General features: G+C 35.4%; 34 protein-coding genes. 24 read left to right on the forward strand and 10 right to left on the reverse strand.

All coding sequences use genetic code 11. The features are described 5' to 3' along the window. Positions 1 to 117: 117 nt before the first annotated feature. Positions 118 to 789 carry an SIMPL domain-containing protein gene (locus ACFVQC_RS04160; RefSeq protein ID WP_002111627.1) on the reverse strand — a complete coding sequence of 224 codons (672 nt, stop codon included), beginning with the start codon at positions 787 to 789 and terminating at the stop codon, positions 118 to 120. A 160-nt stretch (positions 790 to 949) separates the two neighbouring features. Here ACFVQC_RS04160 and ACFVQC_RS04165 point away from each other — a divergent pair, with 160 nt between their 5' ends. Next, positions 950 to 1,369, forward strand: coding sequence for a MarR family winged helix-turn-helix transcriptional regulator (locus ACFVQC_RS04165; protein ID WP_002088468.1), 420 nt, complete (start codon positions 950 to 952; stop codon positions 1,367 to 1,369). Between the two features lie 100 nt (positions 1,370 to 1,469). After that, positions 1,470 to 2,015: a hypothetical protein gene (locus ACFVQC_RS04170; RefSeq protein ID WP_377897474.1), complete on the forward strand. Its 546-nt coding sequence runs from the start codon at positions 1,470 to 1,472 to the stop codon at positions 2,013 to 2,015. Between the two features lie 17 nt (positions 2,016 to 2,032). On the opposite strand, the gene ACFVQC_RS04175 is transcribed toward ACFVQC_RS04170, so the two are convergent. The 5 genes from ACFVQC_RS04175 to ACFVQC_RS04195 are packed head-to-tail and all read right to left on the reverse strand — an operon-like array spanning position 2,033 to position 6,512. Beyond that, positions 2,033 to 3,082, reverse strand: coding sequence for an ABC-2 transporter permease (locus ACFVQC_RS04175; protein ID WP_377897476.1), 1,050 nt, complete (start codon positions 3,080 to 3,082; stop codon positions 2,033 to 2,035). Between the two features lie 38 nt (positions 3,083 to 3,120). Beyond that, positions 3,121 to 4,185 (reverse strand): ABC transporter permease subunit, encoded by a 1,065-nt coding sequence (locus ACFVQC_RS04180; protein WP_377897477.1) that lies wholly within the window; start codon positions 4,183 to 4,185, stop codon positions 3,121 to 3,123. 12 nt (positions 4,186 to 4,197) lie between these two features. Next, positions 4,198 to 5,256: an ABC transporter permease gene (locus ACFVQC_RS04185; protein ID WP_377897478.1), complete on the reverse strand. Its 1,059-nt coding sequence runs from the start codon at positions 5,254 to 5,256 to the stop codon at positions 4,198 to 4,200. Then, positions 5,246 to 6,127 (reverse strand): ABC transporter ATP-binding protein, encoded by an 882-nt coding sequence (locus ACFVQC_RS04190; RefSeq protein WP_377897480.1) that lies wholly within the window; start codon positions 6,125 to 6,127, stop codon positions 5,246 to 5,248. Before ACFVQC_RS04190 ends, ACFVQC_RS04185 begins: the two co-directional genes overlap by 11 nt. Beyond that, positions 6,093 to 6,512 carry a GntR family transcriptional regulator gene (locus ACFVQC_RS04195; RefSeq protein WP_377890296.1) on the reverse strand — a complete coding sequence of 140 codons (420 nt, stop codon included), beginning with the start codon at positions 6,510 to 6,512 and terminating at the stop codon, positions 6,093 to 6,095. The genes ACFVQC_RS04190 and ACFVQC_RS04195 overlap by 35 nt, the downstream gene beginning before the upstream one ends. A 166-nt stretch (positions 6,513 to 6,678) precedes the next feature. On the opposite strand from ACFVQC_RS04195, the gene dacF reads away from it, so the two are divergent. The 13 genes from dacF to ACFVQC_RS04260 all read left to right on the forward strand — a co-directional run bounded on the left by dacF (position 6,679) and on the right by ACFVQC_RS04260 (position 15,787). Then, a complete protein-coding gene (gene dacF, locus ACFVQC_RS04200; protein ID WP_078172866.1) occupies positions 6,679 to 7,869 on the forward strand; it encodes a serine-type D-Ala-D-Ala carboxypeptidase DacF in 1,191 nt (396 codons plus the stop codon). A gap of 165 nt (positions 7,870 to 8,034) precedes the next feature. Beyond that, positions 8,035 to 8,385, forward strand: a complete 351-nt coding sequence (gene spoIIAA, locus ACFVQC_RS04205) for an anti-sigma F factor antagonist (protein ID WP_002088460.1) — start codon at positions 8,035 to 8,037, stop codon at positions 8,383 to 8,385. Then, positions 8,386 to 8,826 (forward strand): anti-sigma F factor, encoded by a 441-nt coding sequence (gene spoIIAB, locus ACFVQC_RS04210; protein ID WP_001243400.1) that lies wholly within the window; start codon positions 8,386 to 8,388, stop codon positions 8,824 to 8,826. It abuts the gene before it with no gap. Between the two features lie 12 nt (positions 8,827 to 8,838). Beyond that, positions 8,839 to 9,597: an RNA polymerase sporulation sigma factor SigF gene (sigF, locus tag ACFVQC_RS04215; protein WP_002122210.1), complete on the forward strand. Its 759-nt coding sequence runs from the start codon at positions 8,839 to 8,841 to the stop codon at positions 9,595 to 9,597. A 158-nt stretch (positions 9,598 to 9,755) separates the two neighbouring features. Beyond that, the gene (locus ACFVQC_RS04220) at positions 9,756 to 9,854 is read left to right on the forward strand and encodes a methionine/alanine import family NSS transporter small subunit (protein ID WP_000016829.1); all 99 of its coding nucleotides are present in this window, start codon (positions 9,756 to 9,758) and stop codon (positions 9,852 to 9,854) included. A 116-nt stretch (positions 9,855 to 9,970) separates the two neighbouring features. Then, on the forward strand, positions 9,971 to 10,591 hold the full coding sequence (locus ACFVQC_RS04225) for a stage V sporulation protein AA (RefSeq protein ID WP_377890293.1): 621 nt from the start codon (positions 9,971 to 9,973) through the stop codon (positions 10,589 to 10,591). Then, positions 10,584 to 11,000, forward strand: coding sequence for a stage V sporulation protein SpoVAB (gene spoVAB / locus ACFVQC_RS04230; protein WP_377890291.1), 417 nt, complete (start codon positions 10,584 to 10,586; stop codon positions 10,998 to 11,000). Before ACFVQC_RS04225 ends, spoVAB begins: the two co-directional genes overlap by 8 nt. A 12-nt stretch (positions 11,001 to 11,012) precedes the next feature. Next, positions 11,013 to 11,471, forward strand: coding sequence for a stage V sporulation protein AC (spoVAC, locus tag ACFVQC_RS04235; protein WP_377897481.1), 459 nt, complete (start codon positions 11,013 to 11,015; stop codon positions 11,469 to 11,471). Positions 11,472 to 11,484: 13 nt separating this feature from the next. Continuing rightward, on the forward strand, positions 11,485 to 12,501 hold the full coding sequence (gene spoVAD / locus ACFVQC_RS04240; protein ID WP_377890287.1) for a stage V sporulation protein AD: 1,017 nt from the start codon (positions 11,485 to 11,487) through the stop codon (positions 12,499 to 12,501). A 3-nt stretch (positions 12,502 to 12,504) separates the two neighbouring features. Further along, a complete protein-coding gene (gene spoVAE / locus ACFVQC_RS04245) occupies positions 12,505 to 12,855 on the forward strand; it encodes a stage V sporulation protein AE (RefSeq protein ID WP_002014916.1) in 351 nt (116 codons plus the stop codon). Positions 12,856 to 12,860: 5 nt separating this feature from the next. After that, positions 12,861 to 13,430, forward strand: a complete 570-nt coding sequence (spoVAEA, locus tag ACFVQC_RS04250) for a stage V sporulation protein SpoVABEA (RefSeq protein ID WP_377897482.1) — start codon at positions 12,861 to 12,863, stop codon at positions 13,428 to 13,430. Further along, a complete protein-coding gene (gene spoVAF / locus ACFVQC_RS04255; protein ID WP_264539105.1) occupies positions 13,417 to 14,889 on the forward strand; it encodes a spore germination protein SpoVAF in 1,473 nt (490 codons plus the stop codon). The genes spoVAEA and spoVAF overlap by 14 nt, the downstream gene beginning before the upstream one ends. 94 nt (positions 14,890 to 14,983) lie before the next feature. After that, the gene (locus ACFVQC_RS04260; protein WP_377890283.1) at positions 14,984 to 15,787 is read left to right on the forward strand and encodes a Cof-type HAD-IIB family hydrolase; all 804 of its coding nucleotides are present in this window, start codon (positions 14,984 to 14,986) and stop codon (positions 15,785 to 15,787) included. A gap of 31 nt (positions 15,788 to 15,818) precedes the next feature. On the opposite strand, the gene ACFVQC_RS04265 is transcribed toward ACFVQC_RS04260, so the two are convergent. After that, complete coding sequence (locus ACFVQC_RS04265; RefSeq protein WP_078172871.1) at positions 15,819 to 16,685, reverse strand: DUF1002 domain-containing protein; 867 nt, start codon at positions 16,683 to 16,685, stop codon at positions 15,819 to 15,821. Positions 16,686 to 16,872: 187 nt separating this feature from the next. On the opposite strand from ACFVQC_RS04265, the gene ACFVQC_RS04270 reads away from it, so the two are divergent. Together ACFVQC_RS04270 and ribT are read left to right on the forward strand one after the other, a co-directional pair. Next, a complete protein-coding gene (locus tag ACFVQC_RS04270) occupies positions 16,873 to 17,310 on the forward strand; it encodes a peptidylprolyl isomerase (RefSeq protein ID WP_002160618.1) in 438 nt (145 codons plus the stop codon). 485 nt (positions 17,311 to 17,795) lie between these two features. Continuing rightward, the gene (gene ribT, locus ACFVQC_RS04275) at positions 17,796 to 18,164 is read left to right on the forward strand and encodes a GNAT family N-acetyltransferase RibT (protein ID WP_000908403.1); all 369 of its coding nucleotides are present in this window, start codon (positions 17,796 to 17,798) and stop codon (positions 18,162 to 18,164) included. Between the two features lie 20 nt (positions 18,165 to 18,184). Here ribT and ACFVQC_RS04280 read toward each other — a convergent pair whose 3' ends face one another. Both ACFVQC_RS04280 and ACFVQC_RS04285 read right to left on the reverse strand, forming a co-directional pair. After that, the gene (locus ACFVQC_RS04280) at positions 18,185 to 18,703 is read right to left on the reverse strand and encodes a DUF309 domain-containing protein (RefSeq protein ID WP_377890280.1); all 519 of its coding nucleotides are present in this window, start codon (positions 18,701 to 18,703) and stop codon (positions 18,185 to 18,187) included. A gap of 99 nt (positions 18,704 to 18,802) precedes the next feature. After that, complete coding sequence (locus tag ACFVQC_RS04285) at positions 18,803 to 18,898, reverse strand: YjcZ family sporulation protein (protein WP_000510194.1); 96 nt, start codon at positions 18,896 to 18,898, stop codon at positions 18,803 to 18,805. Between the two features lie 169 nt (positions 18,899 to 19,067). Here ACFVQC_RS04285 and ACFVQC_RS04290 point away from each other — a divergent pair, with 169 nt between their 5' ends. From ACFVQC_RS04290 to ACFVQC_RS04315, 6 genes are all read left to right on the forward strand, one after another. After that, positions 19,068 to 19,811 carry a segregation/condensation protein A gene (locus tag ACFVQC_RS04290; protein ID WP_002145923.1) on the forward strand — a complete coding sequence of 248 codons (744 nt, stop codon included), beginning with the start codon at positions 19,068 to 19,070 and terminating at the stop codon, positions 19,809 to 19,811. A 158-nt stretch (positions 19,812 to 19,969) separates the two neighbouring features. Continuing rightward, a complete protein-coding gene (gene scpB, locus ACFVQC_RS04295; protein WP_002145924.1) occupies positions 19,970 to 20,542 on the forward strand; it encodes an SMC-Scp complex subunit ScpB in 573 nt (190 codons plus the stop codon). Positions 20,543 to 20,620: 78 nt separating this feature from the next. Beyond that, positions 20,621 to 21,523 (forward strand): ComEC/Rec2 family competence protein, encoded by a 903-nt coding sequence (locus tag ACFVQC_RS04300; protein ID WP_002145925.1) that lies wholly within the window; start codon positions 20,621 to 20,623, stop codon positions 21,521 to 21,523. Between the two features lie 206 nt (positions 21,524 to 21,729). After that, on the forward strand, positions 21,730 to 22,872 hold the full coding sequence (nagA, locus tag ACFVQC_RS04305; protein WP_002145926.1) for an N-acetylglucosamine-6-phosphate deacetylase: 1,143 nt from the start codon (positions 21,730 to 21,732) through the stop codon (positions 22,870 to 22,872). 4 nt (positions 22,873 to 22,876) lie between these two features. Beyond that, positions 22,877 to 23,665: a glucosamine-6-phosphate deaminase gene (gene nagB, locus ACFVQC_RS04310; protein WP_002033913.1), complete on the forward strand. Its 789-nt coding sequence runs from the start codon at positions 22,877 to 22,879 to the stop codon at positions 23,663 to 23,665. Further along, positions 23,595 to 24,326, forward strand: a complete 732-nt coding sequence (locus ACFVQC_RS04315) for a GntR family transcriptional regulator (protein ID WP_080019115.1) — start codon at positions 23,595 to 23,597, stop codon at positions 24,324 to 24,326. Before nagB ends, ACFVQC_RS04315 begins: the two co-directional genes overlap by 71 nt. 73 nt (positions 24,327 to 24,399) lie before the next feature. Here ACFVQC_RS04315 and ACFVQC_RS04320 read toward each other — a convergent pair whose 3' ends face one another. After that, a complete protein-coding gene (locus ACFVQC_RS04320; RefSeq protein ID WP_002145928.1) occupies positions 24,400 to 25,218 on the reverse strand; it encodes a Cof-type HAD-IIB family hydrolase in 819 nt (272 codons plus the stop codon). A 165-nt stretch (positions 25,219 to 25,383) separates the two neighbouring features. On the opposite strand from ACFVQC_RS04320, the gene glcT reads away from it, so the two are divergent. Further along, entirely contained in the window at positions 25,384 to 26,232 is an 849-nt protein-coding gene (glcT, locus tag ACFVQC_RS04325) for a glucose PTS transporter transcription antiterminator GlcT (protein WP_377897484.1), read from the forward strand. Positions 26,233 to 26,426: the final 194 nt, after the last annotated feature.

A 26,426-nucleotide genomic window follows, 5' to 3' on the forward strand; every position in this document is an offset into this window, starting at 1 on the left:
ATATCCCTCTCCCACCCGTGATATCTCTTATGTAAGAGCTCACCGTCCTTTATTATATCAGAACATCATGTTTTTACAACAACGAAAATGATAACGGTTACTTATGAATGAGTTTATTTATAAATACGTAAAAATTGCCCGGATAGATGAAATGATTTCTAGTTCTCCTGATTGAATGGGTGGAGCTGCTTGCGCATGCAAAGTAGCATATGATGCGATCTCCCGAGGTAATTGGACAGATTCTTCAACGAGTGAGAGGGGAACAGGATTAATATTTAAATTGTAGGTACTCGCAATTGTACGAGCTTTGTCTACTGCTTGTTGCAGAGCTTGAATGAGAGCTTGCTCATAATATTTATTTGGATGAGATATTCGAAAACGTAATCCTTTTGCTACGTTTGCACCATTCGTAACGGCTATATCATATACTTCCCCTGCTTTTTGCACATTTAAAACGGTAATTTCATACAAATGCTCCACACGGTAGCCTTGTAGTAATGCTTTATCATTTACATATTCGTATTGAGGAGTAATTGTATAAGAAATGGTTTCTATATCTTTATCGGCAATACCTAGCTGTTTGAGTGCATCAAGCAATTGTTTCGATTGCACTGCATTTTCTTCTTGCGCTTGTTTTACATTTTTACTATCTGTTCGAATGCCCAGTGTTAATATGACAACATTTGGTTTTGCCTTTATAATACCTTCTCCTTGTACAGTAATAGTAGCTTCTTTACCAGTATTTGTCGTACGGATATTATGTAAATACGGATTCATTCCACCTTGCATTTATGCTCACCATCCTTTTTTACATGTATATGTGTGAACAAAAAAGAAAATCGTATGAAAAAAGTTACATAAATGAGAATGTTGTGAGAAGAAAGCATATACAACATAGGTATTTATAGATTATAATATGTGTAAATATGATAAAAAAGGGACGAGGCTAGTGAACGAAAATAGAGAAACACTGATTTTAGATTTATCTGCATCATTTCGAAAGATGATACGTTTATTACAAAATGATATTAATACACGTTTTTCAGAGCATATGCCATATAATGAATTCTCTGTATTACGTGCGTTATTTTTAAAAAGTCCACAGATGGCTTCGCAAATTGCGAGTGAAGTAAACGTAACCTCCAGTCATATTACAGCTGTAACAGATCGTCTCGTGCGAAAAGGGTTTGTTGAAAGAAAACGTTCAAATTCGGACCGTCGTATCGTATACTTAGAAATTACTGAAAACGGACGAGAAGTAACTGAAAAGCTTGAAGCTGTGCGTAAAGAATATTATAAAGAGAAATTTAAAGGTTGGAGCGACCAAGAGATAGAAATGGTTTTAGAACTATTTGGCCGCGTATTATAATAAATGAGGATAGGAAGCGAGAGCTTTCCTATCCTTTTTCTTTTGAATAAAAATATTTTGAAACTCCGATACTTTAATTAAACAGATCGGAGGAAAGATTATGAAATATATTGCTGCACTTACCATTTTACTTGGAAGTTTCTTCTGCTTTCATACATTCATGTACGCCGATACCCCTATCCAAGTGGTGCAAAAAGAAGTGAAGTACATTGAAAACGATAATACTGTCCTGTATTCGAAATTATGGGTTCGTTCTATGCAAAACGCAGTATTATTTCATCATAGCGATAATATTCGTAATCAGGACACTCTGCGTAATGTAACAAGTTCATCGCTCGTTAAAGCGAAGCAATTACCATTTAAGAAAGCATCAATGTACATTCCAAGATTATCGCAATACGTATCAAAAGCAGGGAAAGAAAATATTCAAGTGTATTACATTGCGGTGCACTATAATGTAAAAAAAGAAAATGCATATCAACTAAATGGTATGAACTATTTTTTGCAAGTGTTTCTGAAAGAGCGCGGGGAATGGAAAATTACTGAAAGTGTAGTCGCACCGACAGAACAAATTGTGCAAAACGGTGATGGATTTGGGATGAAAGAAGAGATGGTATATGGGGATAGGAGAGAGAATGTGAAATAACCTCCTTTTGAAGGAGGTTATTTCGTATGAAGTAAAAATTTTTTATTTATCAAATAGTGAAGTATTATATAGCTAAATAGTCCTATTATTATGAACCCAGCGTAATAACTTAATAGCGGGTCATTTTTTTCACCTGTTATCCGGCCTCCTAATAAGGCAAAACATATTGTAGCACATGGTATAAATAAACCATGAAGTTTAGTGAATAATAATATTTTACCGTTATTTTCATTTGGAGTCCGATCATATAAAAATACTCCTAATGGTAAAAGAATGAGAATATAAAGAGATGGAGTTAAAATCTTCCAAATAGGTGCGAATTTATGGTGCTCCTTAACGGATTCTTTTAAATTATTAATGTCTACTTCCTTTACTTTTGGATTAAATGTATAAGATATATAAGTATTATTAGTAGGTGCAAAAACTTCAATGTTTTCTATATATGATGCATAATTCTCTTTCTTAAGGAAAAATTCAGTTGTAGATACACTTGTGTGAATCCAAGCAAAATGAAACAGTAACACGCTTATTCCAGATGGTAATATAATGAAAATTAAGCTTAATACACTATGCGAAATGACATTACCAGCAATTGTTCCGATAAAAATAGCTATTGTAAAAATCGCAATCCATGTAATGGTAACATAACATAATAATGTACCCATTGGCCCAAAAGATTGGTATTGGTTAAAAAGATTAATCTTTAGGATGAAATACATTAAGATGGCATTAAGACTCATTATGAATATAATTGCGATTGTCCCGAACAGCCACTTAGAAAGAAAAAGCTCTTTTCTCGTGAATGGCATTGCGAATAACAGATAGTCTGTTTGATTTTGTCTTTTCCAACTGATTAATGAACAGGCAAGTAATATGAAAATTGGAATGAAGGGGATGATAAGAGTATCCCCATTTAAACTATAGTTGAAATAGCCATCTTCGTTTGGTTGAACCTGTAAATCATTAAAGTAGCTAATAGGTAAAAACCAAAAACTACTACAAGCAAAGAGTAAAAGAATGTACTTACTTTGCTTGTAATGATGGAGCCATAAAGCTGTATGAAACATGTAATCCCTCCAGTAGCAAAATTACGATAATGTTGAATTTATTTAGTGTTCCAAGAGAACTTCCATTTTAATAGTTTTGATAGAAGAAAATAGCTAATTATGCTTGCGCCAAAAAATCCAATATAAAAATTAAGTAATGATTTGTCTCTCCCTAAGACTAAACCACCAACTATTCCTATAAAGAAAATAGCAAAGTACATAACTATTTTTTGTAACTTCGGATATAGTAAGAAGCTTCCATTTCGCTCATTGACTGAACGAGCATATAAATACAGACCGAGTGGTAATAAAATAATGATATGTGTAATAGGTGCAATCAATAATTTTGCTGTAGGAACATATGTAAAGTTTGGCTCATTATGACGTACTCCATCAGGATCGGTATAGGCACTATGTGGATCATAATCAAATCTAATACGAAAATCTTCTGCTGGACCAGAAATACGTATGTTTTCTAAGAAATGGTTCATATTATTACTGTTCTCATAAAAGTCTATATTTGAGTGAACAGCGATGACTCCTGAGACTAGAGATGGAAGTAACAATGGAAACATGAATATAGCTGCAGTGAGAAGGCCCTGCGAGATAATATTCCCTGTAATTGTTCCAATACATAATGCAAGTGTATAAATAGCGATTAATACAATTAACATGTATATAAAATAAGAATGAAATGGGGAAAACACTTGATATTTATTATGAAAAGTTATCTTTTTCATAATAGCAAATAGACCCCAGTTTATACTGACAACTGCTACAATGTTACAAATACCAAACAACCATTTCGTCATAAAAAAGTGTGAGCGTTTAAAAGGCAGAGACCAAAGAAAATCAATGGAGTTATTTTGTCTTTCCCATCCGATTAACGTACAAGCTAAAATGATAAGTGCAACACCTTGGAATATAACAGGATCCATTAGTGATAAACCAAACTGGTAGTAATATATATAGTTTTCTTCTTTTGGCATCGTTAGAAAGTGTTGTTGTCCAATAGCTGCCATATAGTATTTGTATGACAAATTGTAGAAGCTAACGAACCAAAATAACCAGACCATATATTTACTTTGTTGGTACGTCCGTAGCCATAATGCTTTTTGGAACATAGGATCTCTCCTTTAAAAGACTTTATAATTTGTAAGGCGCTTTAGTACGAAATAAGTGACGATTCCGGCGAAACACATACCGGTATACTGATTAAATAAGAAATTAAATAAAGGTAATTTATAGCTACCTAGTAATGCGAAATAGATCGTCGTTCCCCATATCCATATTCGTAAATGTTTTTTGGAAATAAATATTCTTTGACTATTTTCAATTGGTGACCGCTTGTATAAATATGAGCCAATTAGTAAATAGAAGATTGTATAAAAAATAGGAACTAGCATCGATTTAGCTGAATAATAACTATGGAACTCTGGACCTTTTAAAAGCGATGAATCGGGTGCGTCCTTATCTTTTTCCGGATTATAGTAGTAATTAATAGAAAAGTAATTTATCGGTGCAACGATATTTGCTTTTGCATTAATTTCCGAAAGACTTACATATAAGTGTCGGTCTTTCTTATATGTAATATCTAAAGAATTAATTGTAAAATTGTGTAGTAATGAAATAAAGGTAAGCCCCATTAGTAACCAAGGAATACAAAAAACGACTTGTGAAACGATACCTCCAGTAAAAGTACCGATACATAAAGCAGCTGTATATACCGCGACATATGAAACGATTGCATACAGAAAGTATCGATGAAATGGTCCAAATGATTGATAATCAAAATGAATTGTAGTTCTATAAATAAAATACATAAGAACCCAATTTATAAGAAATGAGCATACAATACAGAATGAACCGAAAGCCCATTTAGATAAGAAAACATCTTTTCGTTTAAAAGGCATTCCCATAAGTAAAGTAATAGATTGATTGCTACGCTCCCATCCTATTAATAGACACGCTAAAGAAATAATAAGAATAGTTAACCAAAGGCTATTATCATTTGACCAAAATGTGTAACTATAATCGAATGTTCCTTTTTCTTTCAAGTCATAATACTTAGCAAGTTGTAGTTGAGCTTCTCTATAGTATCTGAAAGATAAATAATAAAGTGTACTCAAGAAAAATAGTAACGCAGCATACTTCCCGCGCTTCCAATTCCACATCCACAATGCCTTATGAAACATACCCATCCTCCTCAAGTGTCGTAACGAAGACATCTTCAAGTGACATTGTTAATTCTTCAATGAGTATTGGTTGCTCTTTATAAAACTTCTCCAGTGTTGTAGCCACATTTCCTTCGATTAAAATCGTATATACTTTTCCCGTTTGGTTTAATATTTTAATATTGCTTAAGTTTTCTAGTTTTTGAGGTAGTGATCGTTCGTAAGCAACTTGTACTTTAGCAAATTGTGATTTTGCATCATCTAGTGATGTAATAGAATCTACTGTATGTCCTTTTAAAATAATGATTGTATCGGCAATTTTTTCAACTTCATCTAAATGGTGAGTGGAGATGAAAATTGTAATTTCTTTTTCTGCTACTTCTTCAACGAGAAATTGTAGAATCTGTCTTTTAACGATAGGATCAAGTCCGTTTGTCGGTTCATCTAAAATGATATATTCTGCTTTTGCAGCGAAAGCTAAAATGATCGCAAGCAGTGCTTTCATTCCTTTTGAGTAACTACGAATACGTTTGTTTGGTAAGTTGAAACGTTCTAACAGTTCATAGAAATATGATTCATCAAATGCTGTATAAACTGCTTTATAAAACTTCACAATTTCCTTTACTGTATATCCGTTCAGTATGTTAGTAGAATCCGGAACGTATACAACTTTTTGTTTAATTTCAGGATGCTTATGAACATCTGTATCCTCATATGTAACAGTTCCTTCATCCGGGTCTAAAATGCCGACCATCGTTCGTAATAAAGTTGTTTTCCCTGCGCCATTTCTTCCGAGCAATCCGACGATACTACCTTTTTGTAATGTGAAAGAAACATCGTCTAAAATCGTTTGGTTATCAATTGTTTTCTTCAAGTTTGTCACATTCAGCATCTGTATTTCCTCCAATCTCTTTATAGTATGAATCTATCCAATCGTGAATTTTATCTTTCGTAATCCCAAGATAAGAGGCTTCTAGTAATAATTGATGAAATTGCTTTTCAACCATAGCGATTTTCCTTTCGTCTAATGTTGGGGTAATCGATTGGGATACAAATGTTCCTTTTCCTCGTAATGTTTCAATAATTCCTTGGCGTTCTAATTCTTGATATGCTTTGCTAACTGTATTTGGATTTATGACGAGCAAAGAAGCGAGTTCGCGTACAGAAGGAAGCTTATCACTTGGAGCTAACATGTTTTTCAATACGAGTTCTTTTATATTTTGAACAATTTGTTCCCATATCGGAGTGTTGCTTCTTGGATCAAGTTGAATATGCAAGAGCAATGTCTCCTTCCTGGTGAGTATTAAGTGTACTACTACATGTAATACACTTAATACAATATCGACAATTACGTTATTTGTCAAATGAAATTAATAGAAAAATATGGTATTAAAAATGAGTAAATTGGGAAAAATAGGTTTGATATAGAATGGAGGGTTAGTCATGAAGCGAGTTTTTGGAATACTTGTTTGTTTCATGTTATTGCTTTCTGGTACTTCAGTTAGTTTTGCGCAATCTGAGAAAACGAAGCAGGAGAAAACAGAAGAAGCCACGCCGAAGTTAGCGGAACAAGCGTCGTCAGCGATCGTAATTGAGCAAGATACAGGTAAAGTTTTATTTGATAAAAATCCGAATGAAAAGTTACCACCTGCTAGTATGACAAAGATTATGACAATGCTTTTAATTATGGAACAAGTTGAAAAAGGAAAATTAAAACTGACAGATAAAGTGAGAGCGAGTGAACACGCAGCTTCAATGGGCGGATCACAAATTTTTCTAGAACCTGGGGAAGAGATGACTGTAAATGAAATGTTAAAGGGCATTGCAATTGCATCTGGAAATGATGCATCTGTTGCAGTAGCTGAGCATATCGCTGGTTCAGAAGAAGGCTTCGTAAATATGATGAACAAAAAAGCGAAAGATTTAGGACTGAAAAATACCCATTTTCAAAATCCGACAGGTCTCCCGGCCAAAGATCATTATTCTACAGCGAATGATATGGCTATTATGGCGAAAGAGTTGATGAAGTATCCACTTATTCGAAAATACACAGGTAAATATGAAGACTATTTACGTGAAAATACGGATAAGAAGTTTTGGCTCGTTAATACGAATAAGTTAGTACGTTTTTATCCTGGAGTAGATGGAGTGAAAACAGGCTTTACGACAGAAGCGAAATATTGTTTAACGGCATCGGCTGAGAAAAATGGTATGCGTGTTATTTCAGTTGTAATGGGAGCACCTACATCAAAAGAGCGGAACAATCAAGTAACGAAGCTTCTTGATTATGCATTTGGACAATACATGACAAAGAAATTGTATACACGTGGTGAGAAAATTAAGACTGTACAAGTAGGAAAAGGTAAGGAAGAAAAAGTAGATTTGGTTGCATCAGACAATGTGTCTCTTCTTATGAAGAAGGGCGAAAATATGGACAAAGTTAAACAAGAAGTGATTGCTGAAAAGAAAGTGAAGGCACCGATTAAAAAAGGTGATGCACTTGGCACACTTGTTATTAAAAGAGATAAAGATGTTTTATTAAAACAAACAATTGTAGCGAAAGAAGATGTTGATGCAGCTAGCTGGTGGGAGTTATTTAAACGAAGCTTTGGGATGTTTTCAACATCAAAATAGCGGTGAAAATTTTGCCGCTTTTCTGTTCGTATTTACGGGGATAATTGCTGAAAGGTTTCACTTTATGGCGAAATAGTTCTTCTTTTGTCAGTAGGAAGGATTCTTGTTTTATATCACGAAAATCTTATGTTAAAGAATAAAGTTTGAGCATAAGGAGGAAATCGTGTGAGTCTTTCCATGCATTTAGAAGTAAAACGTGACGTCTTATGTGTGAGGCTAGAGGGTGAATTAGATCATCATACTGCTGAAGAGTTGCGAACGAAAGTAACAGATATGATTGAGACACATGGTGTTCATCATATTGTTTTGAGCCTAGAGAACTTAACATTTATGGATAGTTCAGGTTTAGGCGTTATATTAGGCCGATATAAACATGTAAAGGGATTAGGTGGAGAGATGGTTGTCTGTGCAATTTCACCGCCTGTTAAACGTTTATTTGAAATGTCAGGTCTATTCAAAATTGTTCGTTTAGAAGAAAGTGAAGCGCATGCGCTCGCGACGTTGGGGGTGGCATAGATGAGAAATGAAATGAACCTTCAATTTTCAGCGTTAAGTCAGAATGAATCATTCGCTCGTGTTACGGTAGCTGCTTTTATTGCGCAATTAGACCCGACGATGGAAGAACTAACAGAGATTAAAACAGTTGTGTCAGAAGCGGTTACAAATGCAATTATTCATGGGTATGAAGGAAATGCAGAAGGTGTTGTTTATATTTCAGTGATTTTGGAAGAAGCGATGGTGAAACTCACGATTCGAGATGAAGGGATTGGTATCTTTAACTTAGATGAAGCAAGACAACCCCTTTTTACAACTAAACCTGAATTAGAGCGTTCCGGAATGGGATTTACTATCATGGAAAATTTTATGGATGAAGTAGAAGTTATTTCAAACGAATCTTTCGGGACAACAATCCATTTGACAAAATACTTATCAAATAGTAACGCTCTATGCAATTAAGGAGAATAGCCAATGGACATAGAGGTCAGAAATGAGAAGAAGAAACCTCAGTTAAAGGACCACGAGCTAAAAGCGTTAATTCAAAAGAGTCAAGATGGAGATCAACAAGCGAGAGATACAATCGTTCAAAGTAATATGCGTCTCGTATGGTCGGTTGTGCAGCGATTTCTTAATCGAGGATACGAACCAGACGATTTATTTCAAATTGGATGTATTGGACTCTTAAAATCGGTAGATAAATTTGATTTATCTTTCGACGTGAAATTTTCAACATATGCAGTTCCAATGATTATCGGTGAAATACAACGATTTTTACGTGACGATGGATCAATTAAAGTAAGTAGATCTTTAAAAGAAACAGGAAACAAAGTCCGAAAGATGAGAGATGAGCTTTCGAAGGAATTTGGAAGGGCTCCAACGATTAATGAGGTAGCAGAGGCTCTTGAACTAACGCCGGAAGAAGTTGTTCTGGCGCAAGAAGCGAGTCGTGCTCCTTCGTCGATACATGAAACTGTGTATGAAAACGATGGAGATCCAATTACTATTTTAGATCAAATTGCAGATCAATCGGAAACGAAATGGTTTGATAAAATTGCTTTAAAAGAAGCAATTAGAGAATTGGATGAACGAGAACGGCTAATTGTGTATTTGCGCTATTATAAAGACCAAACCCAATCAGAAGTAGCGGAGCGCATAGGCATTTCGCAAGTACAAGTTTCAAGACTTGAAAAGAAAATATTAAAACAGATGAAAGATCGAATAGATGAATAGCCATCTATTCGATCTTTTTTTGTTGTAACGTATGGTTGGTCGATAGCGGCAGCGTTTCTTATAGTTGCGCTAGTCATTAGCTTGAAAAAATGGAATGCACAAATACATTCAGACTCTGCCCAGCTTGAAAAAGAATGGAAGGACCGAGGTGTTTCATGATGAGCGGATCAGCGATTATGATGATGGTTATAGGTATGGTAGTCATTTGGGGAGGACTTGCATTAAGTATTGCAAATTTATTTAAGAAAAAGGCGTAGCTAAAAAACATCTGTACCGAAACGGTACAGATGTTTTTTTTATGAAAAAATTGTATTAGAAAAAATTCCAATAACCATACTACAACTACGAGGAAGAGTGAAGGGGTGAATGAAAATTGGAACAAACAATATATCTCAAAATGCGAAATCGATTAAAAGTTTCTCCTTCTTATGAAGTAAAGCTGAGCGATGTTGCTCAACTTGCAGGAGATTCTTTTGTAGTTGAGTCGTTACAAAATGAGATAGTTTACAACATAACAGCACATGATAAGACGCATGTTGTAATTGATGTCATGAAAGTAATTGAGATTATTCAACAAAAAGCATCTCATGTACAAATTAATTTACTGGGTTCTGGACAAACTCTTGTTGAAATTATATATGAAAAAAAGAAAGTGCATCCGGTTTTCTTTGGACTTGTATGGTTGTTGCTTTTCATTGGAGCAGCACTCGCAATTATTTATTTTCATGAAGATGTAAGTATGCAACAAGTACATCAACGGTTATATTACATGATTACTGGAGAGTTTAAGGAGCAACCACTATTATTTCAAGTTCCATATTCAGTAGGTCTTGGATTAGGTATGGTTTTATTTTTTAATCATGTATTTCAAAAGCGAATTAATGAAGAGCCGAGCCCGTTAGAAGTTGAGATGTTTCAATATCAGCAGTCGCTCGATCAATACGTAATCGTTCATGAAAATAGGGATAATACGAAACAGATTGCTGATGATTGAGTGTGTATTTGTTATATTAATTGGTTTAGCTGGCGGGATTGCAGTAGGTAGCGGATATGTTGCCTTTTTAGCTGTTCTCGGTATTATCCCGCGCTTAGCTCAATTAACGAGAAGTGGAAAGCATATTCAATATTTTGAGTGGGCTGTCATTGCGGGTACTTTAACTGGGGCTTGGTGTAGTTTGAAAAACATTACATTTCAAACATCGCAATATTGGCTTGTAATATTAGGGTTATTTTGTGGCACATTCATTGGAATGCTTGCTGCGGCATTAACAGAAGTATTAAATGTTTTACCTATTTTAGCGAAACGAGTCGGGGTTGAGGGGAAAATTGTTGTTTTACTCGTTGCTCTTGTACTTGGAAAAGTAATAGGCTCATTGTTTCACTGGATTTATTTCGTAAAGTAGGAGGCAATATATATGACAAGGCGAAAAATGAAAGATGATTACATAAATAAAGTGAAGGAGTACCATCCAAAGCCAAACTATTTGCTAAATTGTGTGAAGGCATTTCTTGTAGGTGGGCTCATTTGTACAGTCGGAGAAATATTGATGAAATTTTATATACATTATTTTCACTTTAGTGAGCAAGAGGCAGGAAATCCGACAGTTGCAACGCTTGTTTTACTATCAGCGATTTTAACAGGGTGTGGTGTATATGATAAAATCGGGCAGTTTTCTGGAGCGGGATCAGCAGTACCAGTTACTGGATTTGCGAATTCTATGGCGAGTGCCGCGCTAGAACATAGGAGTGAGGGCGTTGTTCTAGGAATCGCTACTAACATGTTTAAGCTTGCAGGAAGTGTCATTGTATTTGGAGTCGTCGGTGCATACGTTATCGGGTTAATAAGATATACATTTCAAATTTTAATGTCTTAAAGGAGGGATAGGTATGAGATTGACAGGAAAACAAACGTGGGTATTTCAAAATGATATCTTCGTGAATGCAACTGGTACTGCTGTCGGTCCGAAAGAAGCTGAAGGCCCTCTTGGAAAGGATTTTGATATTTCATATTCTGACTTACATTGCGGAGAGGAAAACTGGGAACTTGCTGAACGAAGGTTAATGTCAGACTCGATTCAACAAGCGATGCAAAAAGGAAATATAAAAACATCACAAATTGATTTCTTTTTAGCGGGAGATTTATTAAACCAAACAGTGACAGCAAATTACGTTGCTCGTGAGTATGGTATTCCTTTTTTAGGGATGTTCAGCGCTTGTGCGACGTCAATGGAAACTTTGGCGATTGGATCAGCTTTTATAGATGGTGGATTTGCGAATCGTGTCTTAGCTACGGTAAGTAGTCATAATGCGACGGCTGAAAGACAATTTCGTTATCCAACAGAATACGGAGGACAAAAGCCAGGGACAGCAAACTCAACTGTTACCGGAGCAGGGTCAATATTAATTAGCAATGAGGAGAGTGCAATTAAAATAACAGCAGCAACAATCGGCAAAGTACAGGATTTAGGAATTGCTAATCCTTTAGATATGGGATCAGCAATGGCGCCAGCTGCTGCTCATACAATTCAACAGCATTTTGAAGATTTGAGAAGAAGTGCAGCTGATTATGATCTTATTGTTACTGGTGATTTATCAGCTGTTGGGACACCAATTGCGAAACAACTTTTACTTGAGGAAGGGTATGATTTGGGGAATGTATACAATGATTGTGGATTAATGATTTACAATTCAAATCAAGAAGAAGTGTTTGCAGGGGGCAGTGGTTGTGCTTGTTCAGCTGTTGTAACATACGGCCATTTATTGCGTGAAATGCAAAAAGGGAATTTACAAAGAATTTTTGTCGTTGCAACTGGAGCTTTATTAAGCCCCATGATGATGCAACAAAAGGAAACGATTCCAACGATTGCGCATGGTGTTGTGTTTGAAAGTGTTAAAGGAGAGTGAATGGTGGATTTTATATACGCATTTCTTGTAGGAGGAGCTATTTGTGTAATTGGACAAGTGTTGCTAGATTTCGCAAAGTTAACACCGGCACATTTAATGGCAACTTTTGTAGTCGCCGGAGCTATTTTAGATGGATTCGGATTGTACGATAAGCTTATAAAATTTGCAGGTGCTGGGGCAACGGTCCCTATTACAAGTTTTGGACACTCACTATTGCACGGGGCAATGCATGCGGCAGAAAAACATGGATATTTAGGAATTGGAATCGGTATGTTTAGCTTAACGTCTGCGGGGATTTCAGCAGCGATATTATTTTCATTTTTTGTTGCACTTATATGTAAACCGAAAGGATAAATCAAATGAGACGAAGGGTTGTTTTGGTCACAGATGGAGATGAATATGCAAAGCGGACAATTGAGTTGTTAACAAAGGAATTTGGGGGAAGGTGTATTTCAGCATCGCAAAGTAATCCGACCAAATTGACAGGGAAGAAAGTTGTTGAGCTTATTATGCAAACGCCATATGACCCTGTATTTGTCATGTTTGATGACAGCGGATTTATAGGAGAAGGATCTGGTGAAAAGGCGTTAAAGTATGTCGCAACACATAAACAAGTTGATGTACTGGGTATTTTAGCAGTAGCATCTAATACACATCATTGGGAATGGGCGCGTGTAGATGTAAGTGTAGATCGGAATGGAGATTTGACAGAATATGGCGTTGATAAATTTGGACTCTCAGATGGTGAAATTGGCAGGATTAGTGGGGATACGATTTATTGTTTAGATGGTCTGAATGTTCCTGTCATAGTGGGGGTCGGTGATATTGGCAAGATGTGCGGAAATGATGAATGGGAGAGAGGATCACCTATTACTAGAAAAGCGATTCAATTAATTTTGGAAAGGAGTGGGTTTTATGACGAAGCCTAAAAAAGTGAATATCCCGATTTCATCTTTTTTAAGTGATAATGAAAACTACTTAAAGCAAACAGTCGGGCTCGGTGTTACATACGATGTTGGTATTCGTAAATTTCAAATTTTAAATAAAGAAATTGGTGTGTTATTTGTAAATGGACTTTGTGATACGAATTATATTATCCCTATTTTAGAAGAAGCGGTGGATACAAATGAAATAAGGGATGTAGAAGAAGATACAGTGAAGCTTTTAGAGAATCGTTTAATTCATCAACAAGTAAGTAAAGTGAAAACGATGGATGAGGTAATGCTCCAAGTATTATCAGGACTCATTATTATATTTGTGGAAGGCGAAACGGAAGCGTTTGCAATAGATGTTCGTAGTTATCCGGGCAGGACACCGACAGAACCAGATACAGAAAAGGTAGTGCGCGGTGCAAGGGATGGTTTTGTTGAAAATATCGTTGTAAATACAGCATTAATTCGTAGAAGGATACGCGATCCACGTCTTCGAAATGAAATGATTCGAGTCGGAGATAGATCGCAAACGGATATTTGTATTACATACGTTCAAGATGTTGCAAATCCAGATTTAGTAAAGATTATAAAACAAGAATTAAATAACATTGATGTAGACGGGATTACGATGGCGGATAAAACAGTAGAAGAATTTGTAGTTAAACAAGGTTACAATCCATTCCCGCTTATTCGATACACAGAAAGACCAGATGTAGCAGCAAATCATCTATTAGAAGGACATGTGTTAGTACTTGTTGACACATCACCAAGTGTTATGATCACTCCAACAACATATTTCCACCATTTACAGCATGCAGAAGAGTTTAGACAAAATCCAGCTGTAGGTACATTTTTACGTTGGGTACGTTTTTTAGGTGTTATATTTTCGCTGTTCTTACTGCCATTTTGGTTAGTTTTTGTTTTTAATCCAACTCTTTTACCGGATAGTCTTGCTTTCATTGGACCAAACAAGATGACGCACTTACCAATTTTATTACAAATTTTGATGGCGGAAGTCGGACTCGAATTTTTAAGAATGGCTGCCATCCATACACCGACATCATTGTCGTCTGCAGCAGGATTAATTTCTGCCATATTAATTGGTCAAATTGCAATTGATGTAGGTTTATTTGTACCAGAAGTTATTTTGTATGTAGCGGTTTCTATGATTGGATCATTTGCAACGCCGAGTTATGAACTTGGACTTGGAAATAAGGTAGGAAAATTGTTTGTTATTATTTTAACAGGCATATTTCATGAAATGGGATTTGTCATTGGAATGACGATGTTGATTCTATTTTTAACATCTATAAGAAGCTTGCAAACACCGTATTTATGGCCGTTTTTACCGTTTGATTGGGGCGCGTTAACGAAAATTTTACTTCGTCCAACTATGTCTAGTTTAAAGGTTCGGCCAAGTATTGTAAGACCTCAAAATGTGCGAAGACAAAAATAAGCGGGATTATGCTCCGCTTATTTTTTATTGAAAATTTATTGTTTTTTAACAAAAATCAAACATTTTTTTTGTACAATTAGAGTAGATATTGTGTATGAAAGGGGAAGAGGACATGATTAAACTATTTGTAAGTGATTTAGATGATACGCTCGTTTACAATGTGAATCATATGCAAAAAGAAGATGAACGAGCGCTTTGTTGGCTAGCTGAAAAAGGGACAAATATTTGTTTTGCCTCTGGCCGTTTTACTCACCGAATTGATGAGGCGGTAAAAAGGTTTTCGTTCCCGTATTACACAACTAGTTTAAATGGAGCGACAATGATACTACCGGATGGAAAAGTATTTCATGAATCGAGTTTTGAAGATGGGGTTGCCCAGGAAATATATCGATATATACATAAAAAGGGACTAGCAGATATTGTTTGTGCAAATGAGCAGCGATATACAAAAAGGAAGAATGAACATCATCATAATTTTGAAGAGTATATGGGAGTGCATATTGCTGAAATCGAAGAACTAGAAGAGGAATTTGGGAAGACTGTACATCCTGCGAAATTATTTGTTTTTGGAGAAGAAGAAAAAATTGTAGCATTAGATCAAGAGTTGCGAGATACATTTCATAGCGAAGCAGAAGTTTTTATATCGGGTAAGCGCTATGTTGACATTATGCCAAGAGGTGTAAGTAAAGGAAGCGCTCTGAAGCGATTAATGGAACATTTACAAATTGAAGCAAATGAAGTTGCATGTATTGGAGATTCTTTCAATGATATTTCTATGTTTGAAGTAACCCCGCACTCCTTCACCCTCCATCATGCTCATCCGTATGTGAAGGAGAAAGCAAATCATGTTGTTCGTTCGGTTGAAGAAGCTATTATGAAATTACCGTTACTTGTATAAAAAAGAAGCTCGTCACTGGCGAGCTTCTTTTTTACTTGAATAAAGATTTAACGAAATCAATGATACTAGAGAAGAAATCTTTTACTTTATCTAGGAAACTTTGTCCTTCTTCAGATCCTAAGAAGGCAGACACATGGTCTTTTGCTTTATCTAATTGACTACCAACTTGGTTCCAATCGATATTAAGATTTTTCATTTTATCAAATAACGATACTAAGTTATCCAACTGTTCATCTGTTAATGTAATGCCAAGTTGATCAGCAATTTTTTTAATTAATGAACGTAAATCTTCAGTTGTTTTTGGCTGTTCTTTTGCAATTTCTTCTTTAATTTTTGCAACAAGTTGAACTGCTTTGTCTTCACCGATTTTATCACCAAGTTTTGCTGTTTGTACCATTTCTTCATTGGCTACTTTTTTAACATCTTCTGGAATTTCTTTGTTCGATGTTGTTTCATAGGCCTTCATTAAACCTGTTAAAGCAGCAGTTCCGGAAACTTTAAATGGTGCAGTAATTTGAATCTCTGCATCTTTCACACCTGCTGTAATAAGTGCATTTGTGTACATTGCATCTGTTATCGAATTAATGTTTTTTGAGCGTACAATGAGACCTGATCCTGGTTTTGTGTATGTAATCATAGAAGAGGAAATTGCTCTTGTACCAATTTGTGCTTTTGGAACAATTCCTTCTAGAAATTTATGTTCTTCCGCATTAGACACAGTGATGATTGTAGCATCTTTTGGTGCTTTCATTTCTTTTAACAGCTCTTGTTTTTGTTGTTCAGATAAGTTTTCTCCTAGTGTAACAATTGATTCTCCCTCAATGATGTCTGCAAATGAAGCTGTTGGCATAATAAATACGGCTACAGCTAATAGCAGAGCTAGTAATTTCGCTTTCACGAAAAATCGCTCCCTTTCTCTTTCTGAAATTTTCGGGCAACACAGTTATTATAGTATATTTTTAAAATTTGTCACCTAGCATTTTCCGCATTTCGAAAAAGAAGTATGCAGATTGTCGGATTCTTTTTGTTTCTCGTCATGAATATGGTAATATAGTGCTGAGATAGTTGAAAGGAGACATATACATATGAAAACTTTAGGATACATATTAATGGAAAATGGCGAAAAAATCGATTTAGAATTTTACCCAGAAGAGGCACCAAAAACAGTAGAAAACTTTAAGAAATTAGCAGAGCAAGGATTTTATGACGGTGTGACATTCCACCGCGTTATTCCTGGCTTCGTAAGCCAAGGTGGAGACCCAACAGGAACAGGTGCAGGTGGCCCAGGTTACTCTATTCCATGTGAGACTGATGGAAATCCTCGTAGACACCTTGTTGGATCACTTTCTATGGCACATGCTGGTCGTAATACAGGTGGTAGCCAATTCTTTGTTGTTCATGAGCCACAACCGCATTTAGATGGCGTACATACTGTATTCGGTAAAGCAACAAGCGGTATTGAAACGGTATTAAACATGCGTCAAGGCGATGTAATGAAAGAAGTTAAAGTTTGGGAAGAATAAGTTATGAGAAGAAGAGAGCGATTTTGCTCTCTTTTTTTATTTCCTATAAACAGGAATTGGTATATATTTTAAAGTATATGACACAAATAGGACGGCTACTAACGTTAAATTATATGTTTCATGAGAACACACTTTTAACAAAATACATAGGATGGAGTACAAATTATATGCTTCAATAAATGTATTTCTCTTAACATATTGCTTTTGGTAGAACTACTTTGTTCAAAAGTGGTTAATAAGTGAAATGTGATGAGAAAGGGATTTTCCTTGTAGTTCCTGTATAGTATTGTCTTTTTTTTGAGCGGTGTAATAGAAAGAAATAGCGTGGAAACATATATTTGACTTTCTTCTTAACGCTTTGTATGATTATCAAGTTGTTTCAGCCTCTTCTCACTCTGGTAAAAATATTGTAGAATGAATGTGATATGAAAAGAGTGATTGATGGGATAAATAGTTTGTAACTTTTGTAAGAAGGGATAAGGGTTATGTTAATTCGTTTTAAAAAAAGTTATGAAAAAATTGCAATGGGGCTTCTTTCATTTATGCCAACTGAAAAAGATGTAAAAACATTACAATTGACAATGAAAGAGTATGAAGCGAAAGAGGATTGGCAATTGTATTTGTGGAAACAAAATGAAGATTTTGTTGGGATAATGGGGATTATAAAAAAAGAAGATCAGGTATTGGAAATTCAGCATTTGAGCGTGAATCCGTCTCACCGTCATATGGGGATTGGGACGAAGATGGTTCAAGAGCTTAAGAGTAAATTTCTTGAGTTTACAATTTGCGGAAATGAGCAAACAGCAAGTTTTTGCAAAAAGTGTAAAGAGCTTGAACAAAATATACATTCATGAAAGCAGGGATAAGTAGTTTATTATCTCTGCTTTCTTTTTTGTAGTTGTTCGTGTCGTTCAGAAATGACTTCTGTTCGATCACGCAATGTGTGCTTATTTATGATGTATTCACCAGGAATGAAATTCACATCTTTCCAAGAGAGGTTTTGTTTCTTACATAACTGTATGCATTGTTTTTCTAACGATGCGTCTAATAATGGTAAAAATAACGGCGCGAAAAATTCCTTTTTGTGGATAGATTGTAATCTTTCATTTAATAAGAATATAAGTTGTTTATGATCTATTCCTAATTGATGTAACGGCGAACTGTTCTTTTCTAAAAGTGCTATTGCGCTTTTTATCATCTTCTCTGCACCATTCCAGTTGGATCGTCTGTGATGGTATAAGGAAACAGCAATTTGAATGAGACCGACTAAGTAAGTGTCGCGTTCTCCTCTAGGTTTTAATTTCCAATACTCTTCTAATATTTCATGGCATTCAAAATAATCACAGTCTCCGTGAAAATGAATTAAAAATTGTATGTACTCGGTAGGATACATTTTTTTCGCTCCTGTCTAACGGTTATATGTACAGTTTATCATAGAAATATTAACAATAAGCGACTAGGGAAGTATCCCTAGTCGCTTTATTGCTTCATATTAGCAGAAGCAAGCTGCTCCTACAATGATTAGTAAAATGAACAGTACAACAAGTAATGCGAACCCACCGCTAAAACCACAATCAACGTGACCCATAGTTTTTTGACCTCCTACATTGTTCTTACTACATTGTTATCATATGAAGCGGTGGGCATTATGACATGGGCATAGGTCTATTTTTAATTAAATTTCTTAAAAAGGTTGGATAGAACATGAGTATGCTCTATACTTATGGTGTTATAGAAAAAATGTGGTGGGATGCTTTGTGCAGTATAATTTTAAAGTAGAGGCTTTTGAAGGGCCTTTAGATCTATTGTTACACTTAATACATCGTTACGAAATCGATATATATAATATTCCTGTAGCGGAAATTACAGAGCAATATCTATCTTATGTCCATACGATGAAAGAATTACAATTAGATGTTGCCAGCGAGTATTTAGTAATGGCTGCAACGTTATTACAAATTAAAAGTAAAATGTTGTTACCGAAACAAGAAGAAGATGTACCTGATAACGGTGAAGACTTTATAGATGACCCTCGTCAAGAATTGATGGAGAGGTTAATTGAATATAAGAAATATAAGCAAGTTGCTACTGAGTTAAAAGAAAGAGAACAAGAAAGAGCACAGCTATATACACGTCCGCCAATTGATTTTACATCATTTCAGCAAGAAGAGGAGACAAGCTTACCTCTTGATGTTACGTTATATGATATGTTAGCGGCATTTCAAAAGCTAATGCGTCGTAAAAAAGCAAAGACCCCCGTAACAACGCGAATTACTCGCCAAGAAATACCGATTGCACAGCGAATGACTGATATTCTACAACAGTTAGAAGTAAGAGGCGGTCGTCAAAGTTTTTATGATTTGTTTGCTGATGAAGAACGTGAAATAATGGTTGTAACATTTTTAGCGGTTCTTGAGCTAATGAAAAATCAACAAATCATAATTGAGCAAGAACATAATTTTGATGAAATTTTCGTATCAAGCTCTAATAAATCTGTATAGAGCCAGCATGTGAAGATGGGATAGAAATATTTTATCTTATGTTAGGTTTTAATGTATCGTTTGGAACGAGAGAAGAAATATTGAACCGAACGCATTTACTGTGATTCGGTTTTTTTATGTGTATTTTTTATGGGAACTAGGAGGAAGGAGTTCGTAAAATGGATAGAAAAGAACAAAAAGCGATTATTGAAGGGCTTTTATTTGTTGCAGGTGACGAAGGGATTTATCCGGAACAGATAGCTAAAGTTCTGGAAGTTGAAGTGGAAGAAGTAATAAACAGTATAGAGGAAATGCAAAAAGAATGTGAAGGATCGAATCGCGGTCTGCAAATTGTGCAATATGCAAAAATGTTTCGTTTTGCAACAAAGAAAGAACATGCTGCATACTATCAAAAATTAATAGATACCCCAACAACGGCGTCACTGTCTCAAGCAGCTCTTGAAACGTTGGCAATCGTTGCGTACCGTCAACCGATTACAAGGACAGAAATGGAAGAGATTCGAGGAGTGAAAACAGACAAGGCATTACAAACGTTAGTTTCACACTTACTTATAAAAGAAACGGGAAGAGCGGAAGGACCGGGGCGCCCTATTTTATACGGAACGACGAAAGAGTTTTTAGATACGTTTGGATTGAAAACATTAGATGATTTACCACCTCTTTCGGAAGAAAATGAACAAATGAATGAAGCAGATTTATTCTTTGGTTCTTTACAGGAATTATCAAAATAAAAGCTTAGCATTTTGCTAAGCTTTTTTTGTATATCAATTACAGAGCGTGCCATACTAAATGAAAAAAGGAGACGAGCTATGAAGGGTGTACGGAGTATTCTATTGTTGGTTTCTGTTTTATTATGTTTTTCGTTAAACAGCGCATCGGCTAAAAGATATATGATGTCTATTCATACTACGTCTTCTATACATATGCAGCGGCAACATTTCGGTAAAATGAAAGTGAGTTTTTTAAAAGTTGGACAAGGTGATGCGACACTTATTACATTGCCAAATGGTCAAACGATGTTAATAGATGGGGGCCCTTATGAAGCGGGAGAGGTTATTATTCAAAAACTAATTGAAAAAGGAATTAATCATTTAGATGTGATTGTAAGTACTCATCCTGATATGGACCATATAGGGGGGCTTATTCCAATTGTAGAACAAATGCCAGTTTCACTCGTATTAGATAGTGGGAAAACATATAGTTCATTTACTTATCATACGTATCGGAATAACATTAAAAAAAGGGGCATTCCTTTCATTTCAGTGAAGGAAGGACAATACATACCGCTAGATCCACATGTTTCTATACAAGTATTGAACAATGGTAAATCAAAAGACGAGAATAACGAGTCCTCAATTGTGTTAAAGATTCGATATGGTAAAGCGGACTTTTTATTAATGGGTGATGCTGATATACGGACGGAAAATGAAATATTAAAGCAATTTGATGTACATGCAGATGTATTAAAAGTTGGGCATCATGGCTCGTATACTTCAACGAGTGAAACATTCTTAAAAAAAGTAGATCCACAATTCGCTATTCTTTCGTACGGGAGTAGAAATCCGTATGGGCATCCTCATCAAAGTGTAGTAAGACGATTAAAACAGCGTGGTATAATGATATATGGAACAAACAAGCGAACTGTAGAAATAGAAACAGATGGTGAACATATTACTATGGGGGCAAGCGGTCTTATGCCATTACTTAAGTAACTAATTATATAAGAGGGTATTATCCATTTTGGAAAAAATGGATAATATATATTATAATGAAAAAGAAATCAATTTCCTTTTTTCACTGAACGAAGAGGAAATTTCATTAGAATGTATAGACAACTACTTGTGTGTATATTAAGATGGAATTAGGCGAATAAGGTAATAATAATAAGTAGGTATTTCATGGGAAAGGATCGATGAAAATGAAAACGCAAGTTGTCATCAATGCCAAAATTTATACAGGTAAAGAAGTAGTGGGAAACGGATTTATTCGTTACGCAGAAACAGTTAAAGAAATTGGTTTGATGGCTCAATATGTATCACAAGAAAATGAAACTGTGTTAGATGCGGCAGGAAAGATTGTGATTCCAGGTATGATTGATGTTCATATTCATGGTGGATACGATATTGATGCGATGGATGCAAATAGCGATGGATTAGTAACTCTTGGTAAAGAAATGTTAAAAGAAGGAGTTACAACTTACTTCCCAACAACAATGACACAAGCTCCAGAAGCGATTGAAGCGGCGCTAAGTGCTGCGAAGGAAGCGAAAAATAAAGGAGCACATTTCGAATATATTCACTTAGAAGGACCATATGTTTCAAAAAAACGTGCGGGTGCACAACCACTTGAACATATTGTTCCTGCGAGTATCGAGCAATTTAAACAATGGCAGGAAGCAAGCGGTAATCTAATTAAATTAGTAACATATGCACCGGAAGAAGAAGGTGCGTTAGAGTTTGAACAGTATCTTGCTGAAACAGGTGTTGTTGGCACAATGGGGCATACAGATGCGATTGATGCACAACTGAAAAATAGAAAAATTACACATGCAACACATTTATACAACCAAATGCGTGGATTACATCATCGTGAACCAGGAGTTGTTGGTCATGTGTTATTAAATCCGGATGTAATGGTTGAAGTAATTACAGATGGTATTCACATTCACCCTGATATGGTGAAATTAGCGTATAAATTAAAAGGGCCGAAAAAAGTAAGTGTCATTACAGATGCAATGCGTGCAAAAGGTCTTGAAGAAGGATTATATGAACTTGGCGGACAGCCAGTACATGTAAAAGATGGCAGTGCCCGATTAGAAGATGGAACGTTAGCTGGTAGTATTTTGAAAATGGATCAAGCTTTCCGAAATGTAATTGAATTTACAGGATGTTCAATCGAGGATGCAGTGTTGATGACATCAGTTAACCAAGCAGAAGAGTTTGGATTAAATAATAAAGGCGCGTTAGCGGCGGGTAAAGATGCAGACTTTGTTGTTATGACTGAAGAATTACATGTATATGATACGGTTCGTTTAGGAATTCATATGAAGGAAGGGAAGTAATTAGATGAATATTCTTGTTGTAAAAACTCCAGAGGAATTAGCAGAAGCAGGTTATAAGTTAATTAAAGAGGTTGTAAAATCAAAAGAAAATCCAACTTTAGGAATGGCTACAGGAAGCTCTCCATTAGGTATTTATGCAGAAATGCGAAAAAATAAACTTGATACAAGTCATGCAACCACTGTAAACTTAGATGAGTACGTAAATTTACCACACGAAGATAAAAACAGCTATCATTATTTCATGCAAGAACAGTTGTTTGATCATCTTCCATTTAAACAAACTTATGTACCGAATGGGATGGCAAGTGATTTAGAGGAAGAGTGCAAGCGTTATGAAGGCATTCTAGTAGCTAACCCAGTTGACTTACAGATTCTTGGAATCGGTGAAAACGGTCACATCGGATTTAATGAGCCAGGAACACCATTTAATTCTCCAACTAACATTGTAGAATTAACAGAATCTACGCGCCAAGCAAACCTTCGCTTCTTTGAAAATGAAGAAGATGTGCCGACTCATGCGATTACAATGGGAATTGGAAGTATTATGAAAGCAAAACAAATTCTACTTGTTGCTATGGGATCTAAAAAGGCAGAAGCTATTAAAGAATTATTGCAAGGTGAATATAGTGAGGCGTGTCCTGCTACAGTTCTACAACGTCATCCGAATGTAACCGTAATCGCAGATCCAGAAGCTCTATCTTTATGCAGTGAGGCGATTGCTGATGAACATCGACAAGTATTCACCATTTCCGATCTATTATCAGATTCAAGAGTGGGTGAAACAGCTAATTGAGGAAGGCGAATGGAAGCCGGGAGATAAAATTCCATCTGAGAATGAACTTTGTGATAAGTTCGAAGTGAGTCGTATGACAATCAGACAGGCGATTAATAACTTAGTGGAACAAGGTTATTTATACCGGAAACGTGGGATTGGAACGTTCGTCCAACTTCCGAAAGTGGAGCAAAAGTTGCAAGGAATGATGGGATTCACAGAAGATATGATTTCTCGTGGTATGAAACCGAGCAGCCAGTTATTAAGTTTCCGCCTAGTTCCAGCTACTGCTAAAATAGCAGACCGGCTGAGAATACAAGAGGGGGAATCGGTTTATGAAGTGAGGCGTACGCGCTTAGCTGATGACGAACCGATTGCATTTGAGACGACATATTTGTCGCCAACTCTTGTGAAAGATATTAACGAAGAAATATTGCAACAATCTTTATATGAACATTTAGAGAAAAAACTGGGCTTTAAGCTTGTTCGCGCTACTCAATCAATTGAAGCTTCAATTGCAACGGATAATGAAGCTGAACATCTGCATATTCCTAAAAAGGCGCCTGTACTTGTAATGCGTCAATGGTCATATTCAGAAGGTGAGTTACCGTTAGAGTATGTGAAATGTATTTATCGTGGGGATCGTTACAAATTTATTACGAACATCGCACGTAACAAGTAATATATTTCAGTTTGTGAAGTACAGTGAACTTTGATGTTTTCAACATGTAAAGAAATAAAAATACGACTCATCCTTATAAGGATCGAGTCGTATTTTTATTTGCTTCTTCATTATAAACAAGCACTTGGTTAACGGCATCTTTGACAGTATCTACTACATAGTGAGCGTGCTCTTTTACCGCGTCATCAGCTTGAGACATAGCAAAACTATGAGGAGTTAAAGAAAACATTGGAATATCATTGTAAGAATCCCCTATGCACGCAACCTCCTCTGGTTGTATTTGAAACTCTTGTAATAAAACAGAAATAGCAGAACCTTTACTAATATTTGGTGGCATTACATCTAAACATTGTTCAGCTGAAATGAAAGTACTAACTTTTCCACGGAATTTTTCATCAATCTTTTTTTGAAGGAGTTGTAAGTTTTCCTTTGTTCCACCGATAGAAATTTTATTTGGAAAAATTGTATCATCGATTTTCTGTAATAAATTTGGTTCTTCAACAGAAGTCATTGTTATTTGTTTTTCGAGTTCATGAATAAAAGGTGTCTTTTCTTCAATATAGTAATTATGCTCATCACTTACATAACGGAAATAAGGGTCTTCATTTGTCATTGCTAACAAATCAGGTAGAATACTGGAATCGAATGTTGCAGATAATAGTTGTTTATTTTCTTGTGTATATACGAAAACACCGTTCACACTAATGCGATGGAAATTTGTATTTACAGCCTTCATTAAGTCTGCGATTTCATTATCAAGTCGCCCGGAAGCGAAACAAAGAATAACATTTTGCTCAGCAAGACTGCGAAGTGCTACAATATCTTGTTCATCAATTAGACCTCCATGTTGCATCATTGTACCGTCAATATCACTTACAAACATTTTAATCATGTTGCTATCTCCTTTCTATGTACAGTTGCTCTTACATTATACGCATCGTATACAAACATGTCTAAAAAATGAATTTTTATCAAATGGTAGATGTTTTACATTGACGACAAAGAAGGATGTTCTGTAACATAAAAGTAGGCTATTTAAGTACGAGGGTGGTGTTATATGAGTAATTATCTAGAAATTAAAAAAGTTTTAAATAATAATGTCATCATTGCTAGCCATCCTGAACACGAGGAAGTAGTAGTGATCGGTAAAGGAATTGGATTTGGAAAAAAGGCTGAAGATGTGTTGGAGCAAGAACAAATTGAGAAAATGTTTGTTTTAAAAAATGAACGTGATCGAGAACAATACAAACTTTTAGTGCCACATGTGAGTGAAAAGCTAATTGAATTGATGAATGATATTATGTTATACATTCAAGAAAAAGCGGAGTCTCCATTAAATGAACATATTCATATCGCTTTAACAGATCATATTTCTTTTGCAATTAAAAGACTGAAACAAGGACTTACAATAGATAATCCTTTTTTAGTTGAAACGAAAATGCTATATCCAGAGGAATATAAAATTGCTGAAGGAGTTGTGCAACTTTTAAATTCTCGTTTGCAGATTATATTGCCAGAAGGAGAAGTTGGCTTTATCGCACTCCATATTTACAGTTCGCTTACAAACTCTGATTTATCTTCTGTTAATCAAAATTCCCGTCTTATTGCACAACTTGTGTCTTTAATTGAGATAAACCTACAAATTACATTAGACCAAGAAAGCATTCATTATTTACGCCTTATTCGTCATTTGCAATATGCTATTGAACGGGTGAAAAAAGGAGAAAAAGTAGAAGAAGCACAAAGTTTTGCTGACTTATTAAAATTAGAATATCCAGGTTGTTACAATTTGGCATGGAAGCTAGTCAAAGTAATGCAGAAAGAATTACAACTTCCTGTTTATGAAGCGGAGAGTATTTATTTAACGATGCATTTACAACGATTAGTGAAAGCAGAACATGTGTAAAAAGACATATATTTTTGTCTAAAATGAAAACGTTAAAAAAAATGATTGAATCGCTTACAATAGTTATGTATAATAACTATTGCAAAGTTATACAAAATTCGACAAACACATTAAGGTAAATAACGAAAACGTTTGCTTTAATTATAGTGAACTTATACGTAATCCTATTTTTGACACGTGTTACTGATTCGATC

The organism is Bacillus sp. NPDC057893, assembly GCF_042796455.1.
Lineage (GTDB): Bacteria > Bacillota > Bacilli > Bacillales > Bacillaceae_G > Bacillus_A.

What these genes read in the sequence shown, in the direction of transcription:
- ACFVQC_RS04190 (WP_377897480.1), bottom strand. Translation starts at nt 6,127, where the DNA reads ATGCTGAATGTGACAAACTTGAAGAAAACAATTGATAACCAAACGATT.
- spoVAEA (WP_377897482.1), top strand. Translation starts at nt 12,861, where the DNA reads ATGAGACGAAGGGTTGTTTTGGTCACAGATGGAGATGAATATGCAAAG.
- sigF (WP_002122210.1), top strand. Translation starts at nt 8,839, where the DNA reads ATGGACATAGAGGTCAGAAATGAGAAGAAGAAACCTCAGTTAAAGGAC.
- spoVAB (WP_377890291.1), top strand. Translation starts at nt 10,584, where the DNA reads ATGATTGAGTGTGTATTTGTTATATTAATTGGTTTAGCTGGCGGGATT.
- spoVAF (WP_264539105.1), top strand. Translation starts at nt 13,417, where the DNA reads ATGACGAAGCCTAAAAAAGTGAATATCCCGATTTCATCTTTTTTAAGT.
- ACFVQC_RS04280 (WP_377890280.1), bottom strand. Translation starts at nt 18,703, where the DNA reads ATGTATCCTACCGAGTACATACAATTTTTAATTCATTTTCACGGAGAC.
- ACFVQC_RS04315 (WP_080019115.1), top strand. Translation starts at nt 23,595, where the DNA reads ATGAACATCGACAAGTATTCACCATTTCCGATCTATTATCAGATTCAA.
- ACFVQC_RS04285 (WP_000510194.1), bottom strand. Translation starts at nt 18,898, where the DNA reads ATGGGTCACGTTGATTGTGGTTTTAGCGGTGGGTTCGCATTACTTGTT.
- ACFVQC_RS04320 (WP_002145928.1), bottom strand. Translation starts at nt 25,218, where the DNA reads ATGATTAAAATGTTTGTAAGTGATATTGACGGTACAATGATGCAACAT.
- spoIIAB (WP_001243400.1), top strand. Translation starts at nt 8,386, where the DNA reads ATGAGAAATGAAATGAACCTTCAATTTTCAGCGTTAAGTCAGAATGAA.
- ribT (WP_000908403.1), top strand. Translation starts at nt 17,796, where the DNA reads ATGTTAATTCGTTTTAAAAAAAGTTATGAAAAAATTGCAATGGGGCTT.
- ACFVQC_RS04175 (WP_377897476.1), bottom strand. Translation starts at nt 3,082, where the DNA reads ATGTTTCATACAGCTTTATGGCTCCATCATTACAAGCAAAGTAAGTAC.
- ACFVQC_RS04260 (WP_377890283.1), top strand. Translation starts at nt 14,984, where the DNA reads ATGAAAGGGGAAGAGGACATGATTAAACTATTTGTAAGTGATTTAGAT.
- ACFVQC_RS04180 (WP_377897477.1), bottom strand. Translation starts at nt 4,185, where the DNA reads ATGTTCCAAAAAGCATTATGGCTACGGACGTACCAACAAAGTAAATAT.
- ACFVQC_RS04170 (WP_377897474.1), top strand. Translation starts at nt 1,470, where the DNA reads ATGAAATATATTGCTGCACTTACCATTTTACTTGGAAGTTTCTTCTGC.
- spoVAC (WP_377897481.1), top strand. Translation starts at nt 11,013, where the DNA reads ATGACAAGGCGAAAAATGAAAGATGATTACATAAATAAAGTGAAGGAG.
- nagB (WP_002033913.1), top strand. Translation starts at nt 22,877, where the DNA reads ATGAATATTCTTGTTGTAAAAACTCCAGAGGAATTAGCAGAAGCAGGT.
- ACFVQC_RS04300 (WP_002145925.1), top strand. Translation starts at nt 20,621, where the DNA reads ATGAAGGGTGTACGGAGTATTCTATTGTTGGTTTCTGTTTTATTATGT.
- ACFVQC_RS04160 (WP_002111627.1), bottom strand. Translation starts at nt 789, where the DNA reads ATGCAAGGTGGAATGAATCCGTATTTACATAATATCCGTACGACAAAT.
- nagA (WP_002145926.1), top strand. Translation starts at nt 21,730, where the DNA reads ATGAAAACGCAAGTTGTCATCAATGCCAAAATTTATACAGGTAAAGAA.
- spoVAD (WP_377890287.1), top strand. Translation starts at nt 11,485, where the DNA reads ATGAGATTGACAGGAAAACAAACGTGGGTATTTCAAAATGATATCTTC.
- dacF (WP_078172866.1), top strand. Translation starts at nt 6,679, where the DNA reads ATGAAGCGAGTTTTTGGAATACTTGTTTGTTTCATGTTATTGCTTTCT.
- scpB (WP_002145924.1), top strand. Translation starts at nt 19,970, where the DNA reads ATGGATAGAAAAGAACAAAAAGCGATTATTGAAGGGCTTTTATTTGTT.
- ACFVQC_RS04220 (WP_000016829.1), top strand. Translation starts at nt 9,756, where the DNA reads ATGAGCGGATCAGCGATTATGATGATGGTTATAGGTATGGTAGTCATT.
- ACFVQC_RS04185 (WP_377897478.1), bottom strand. Translation starts at nt 5,256, where the DNA reads ATGTTTCATAAGGCATTGTGGATGTGGAATTGGAAGCGCGGGAAGTAT.
- glcT (WP_377897484.1), top strand. Translation starts at nt 25,384, where the DNA reads ATGAGTAATTATCTAGAAATTAAAAAAGTTTTAAATAATAATGTCATC.
- ACFVQC_RS04270 (WP_002160618.1), top strand. Translation starts at nt 16,873, where the DNA reads ATGAAAACTTTAGGATACATATTAATGGAAAATGGCGAAAAAATCGAT.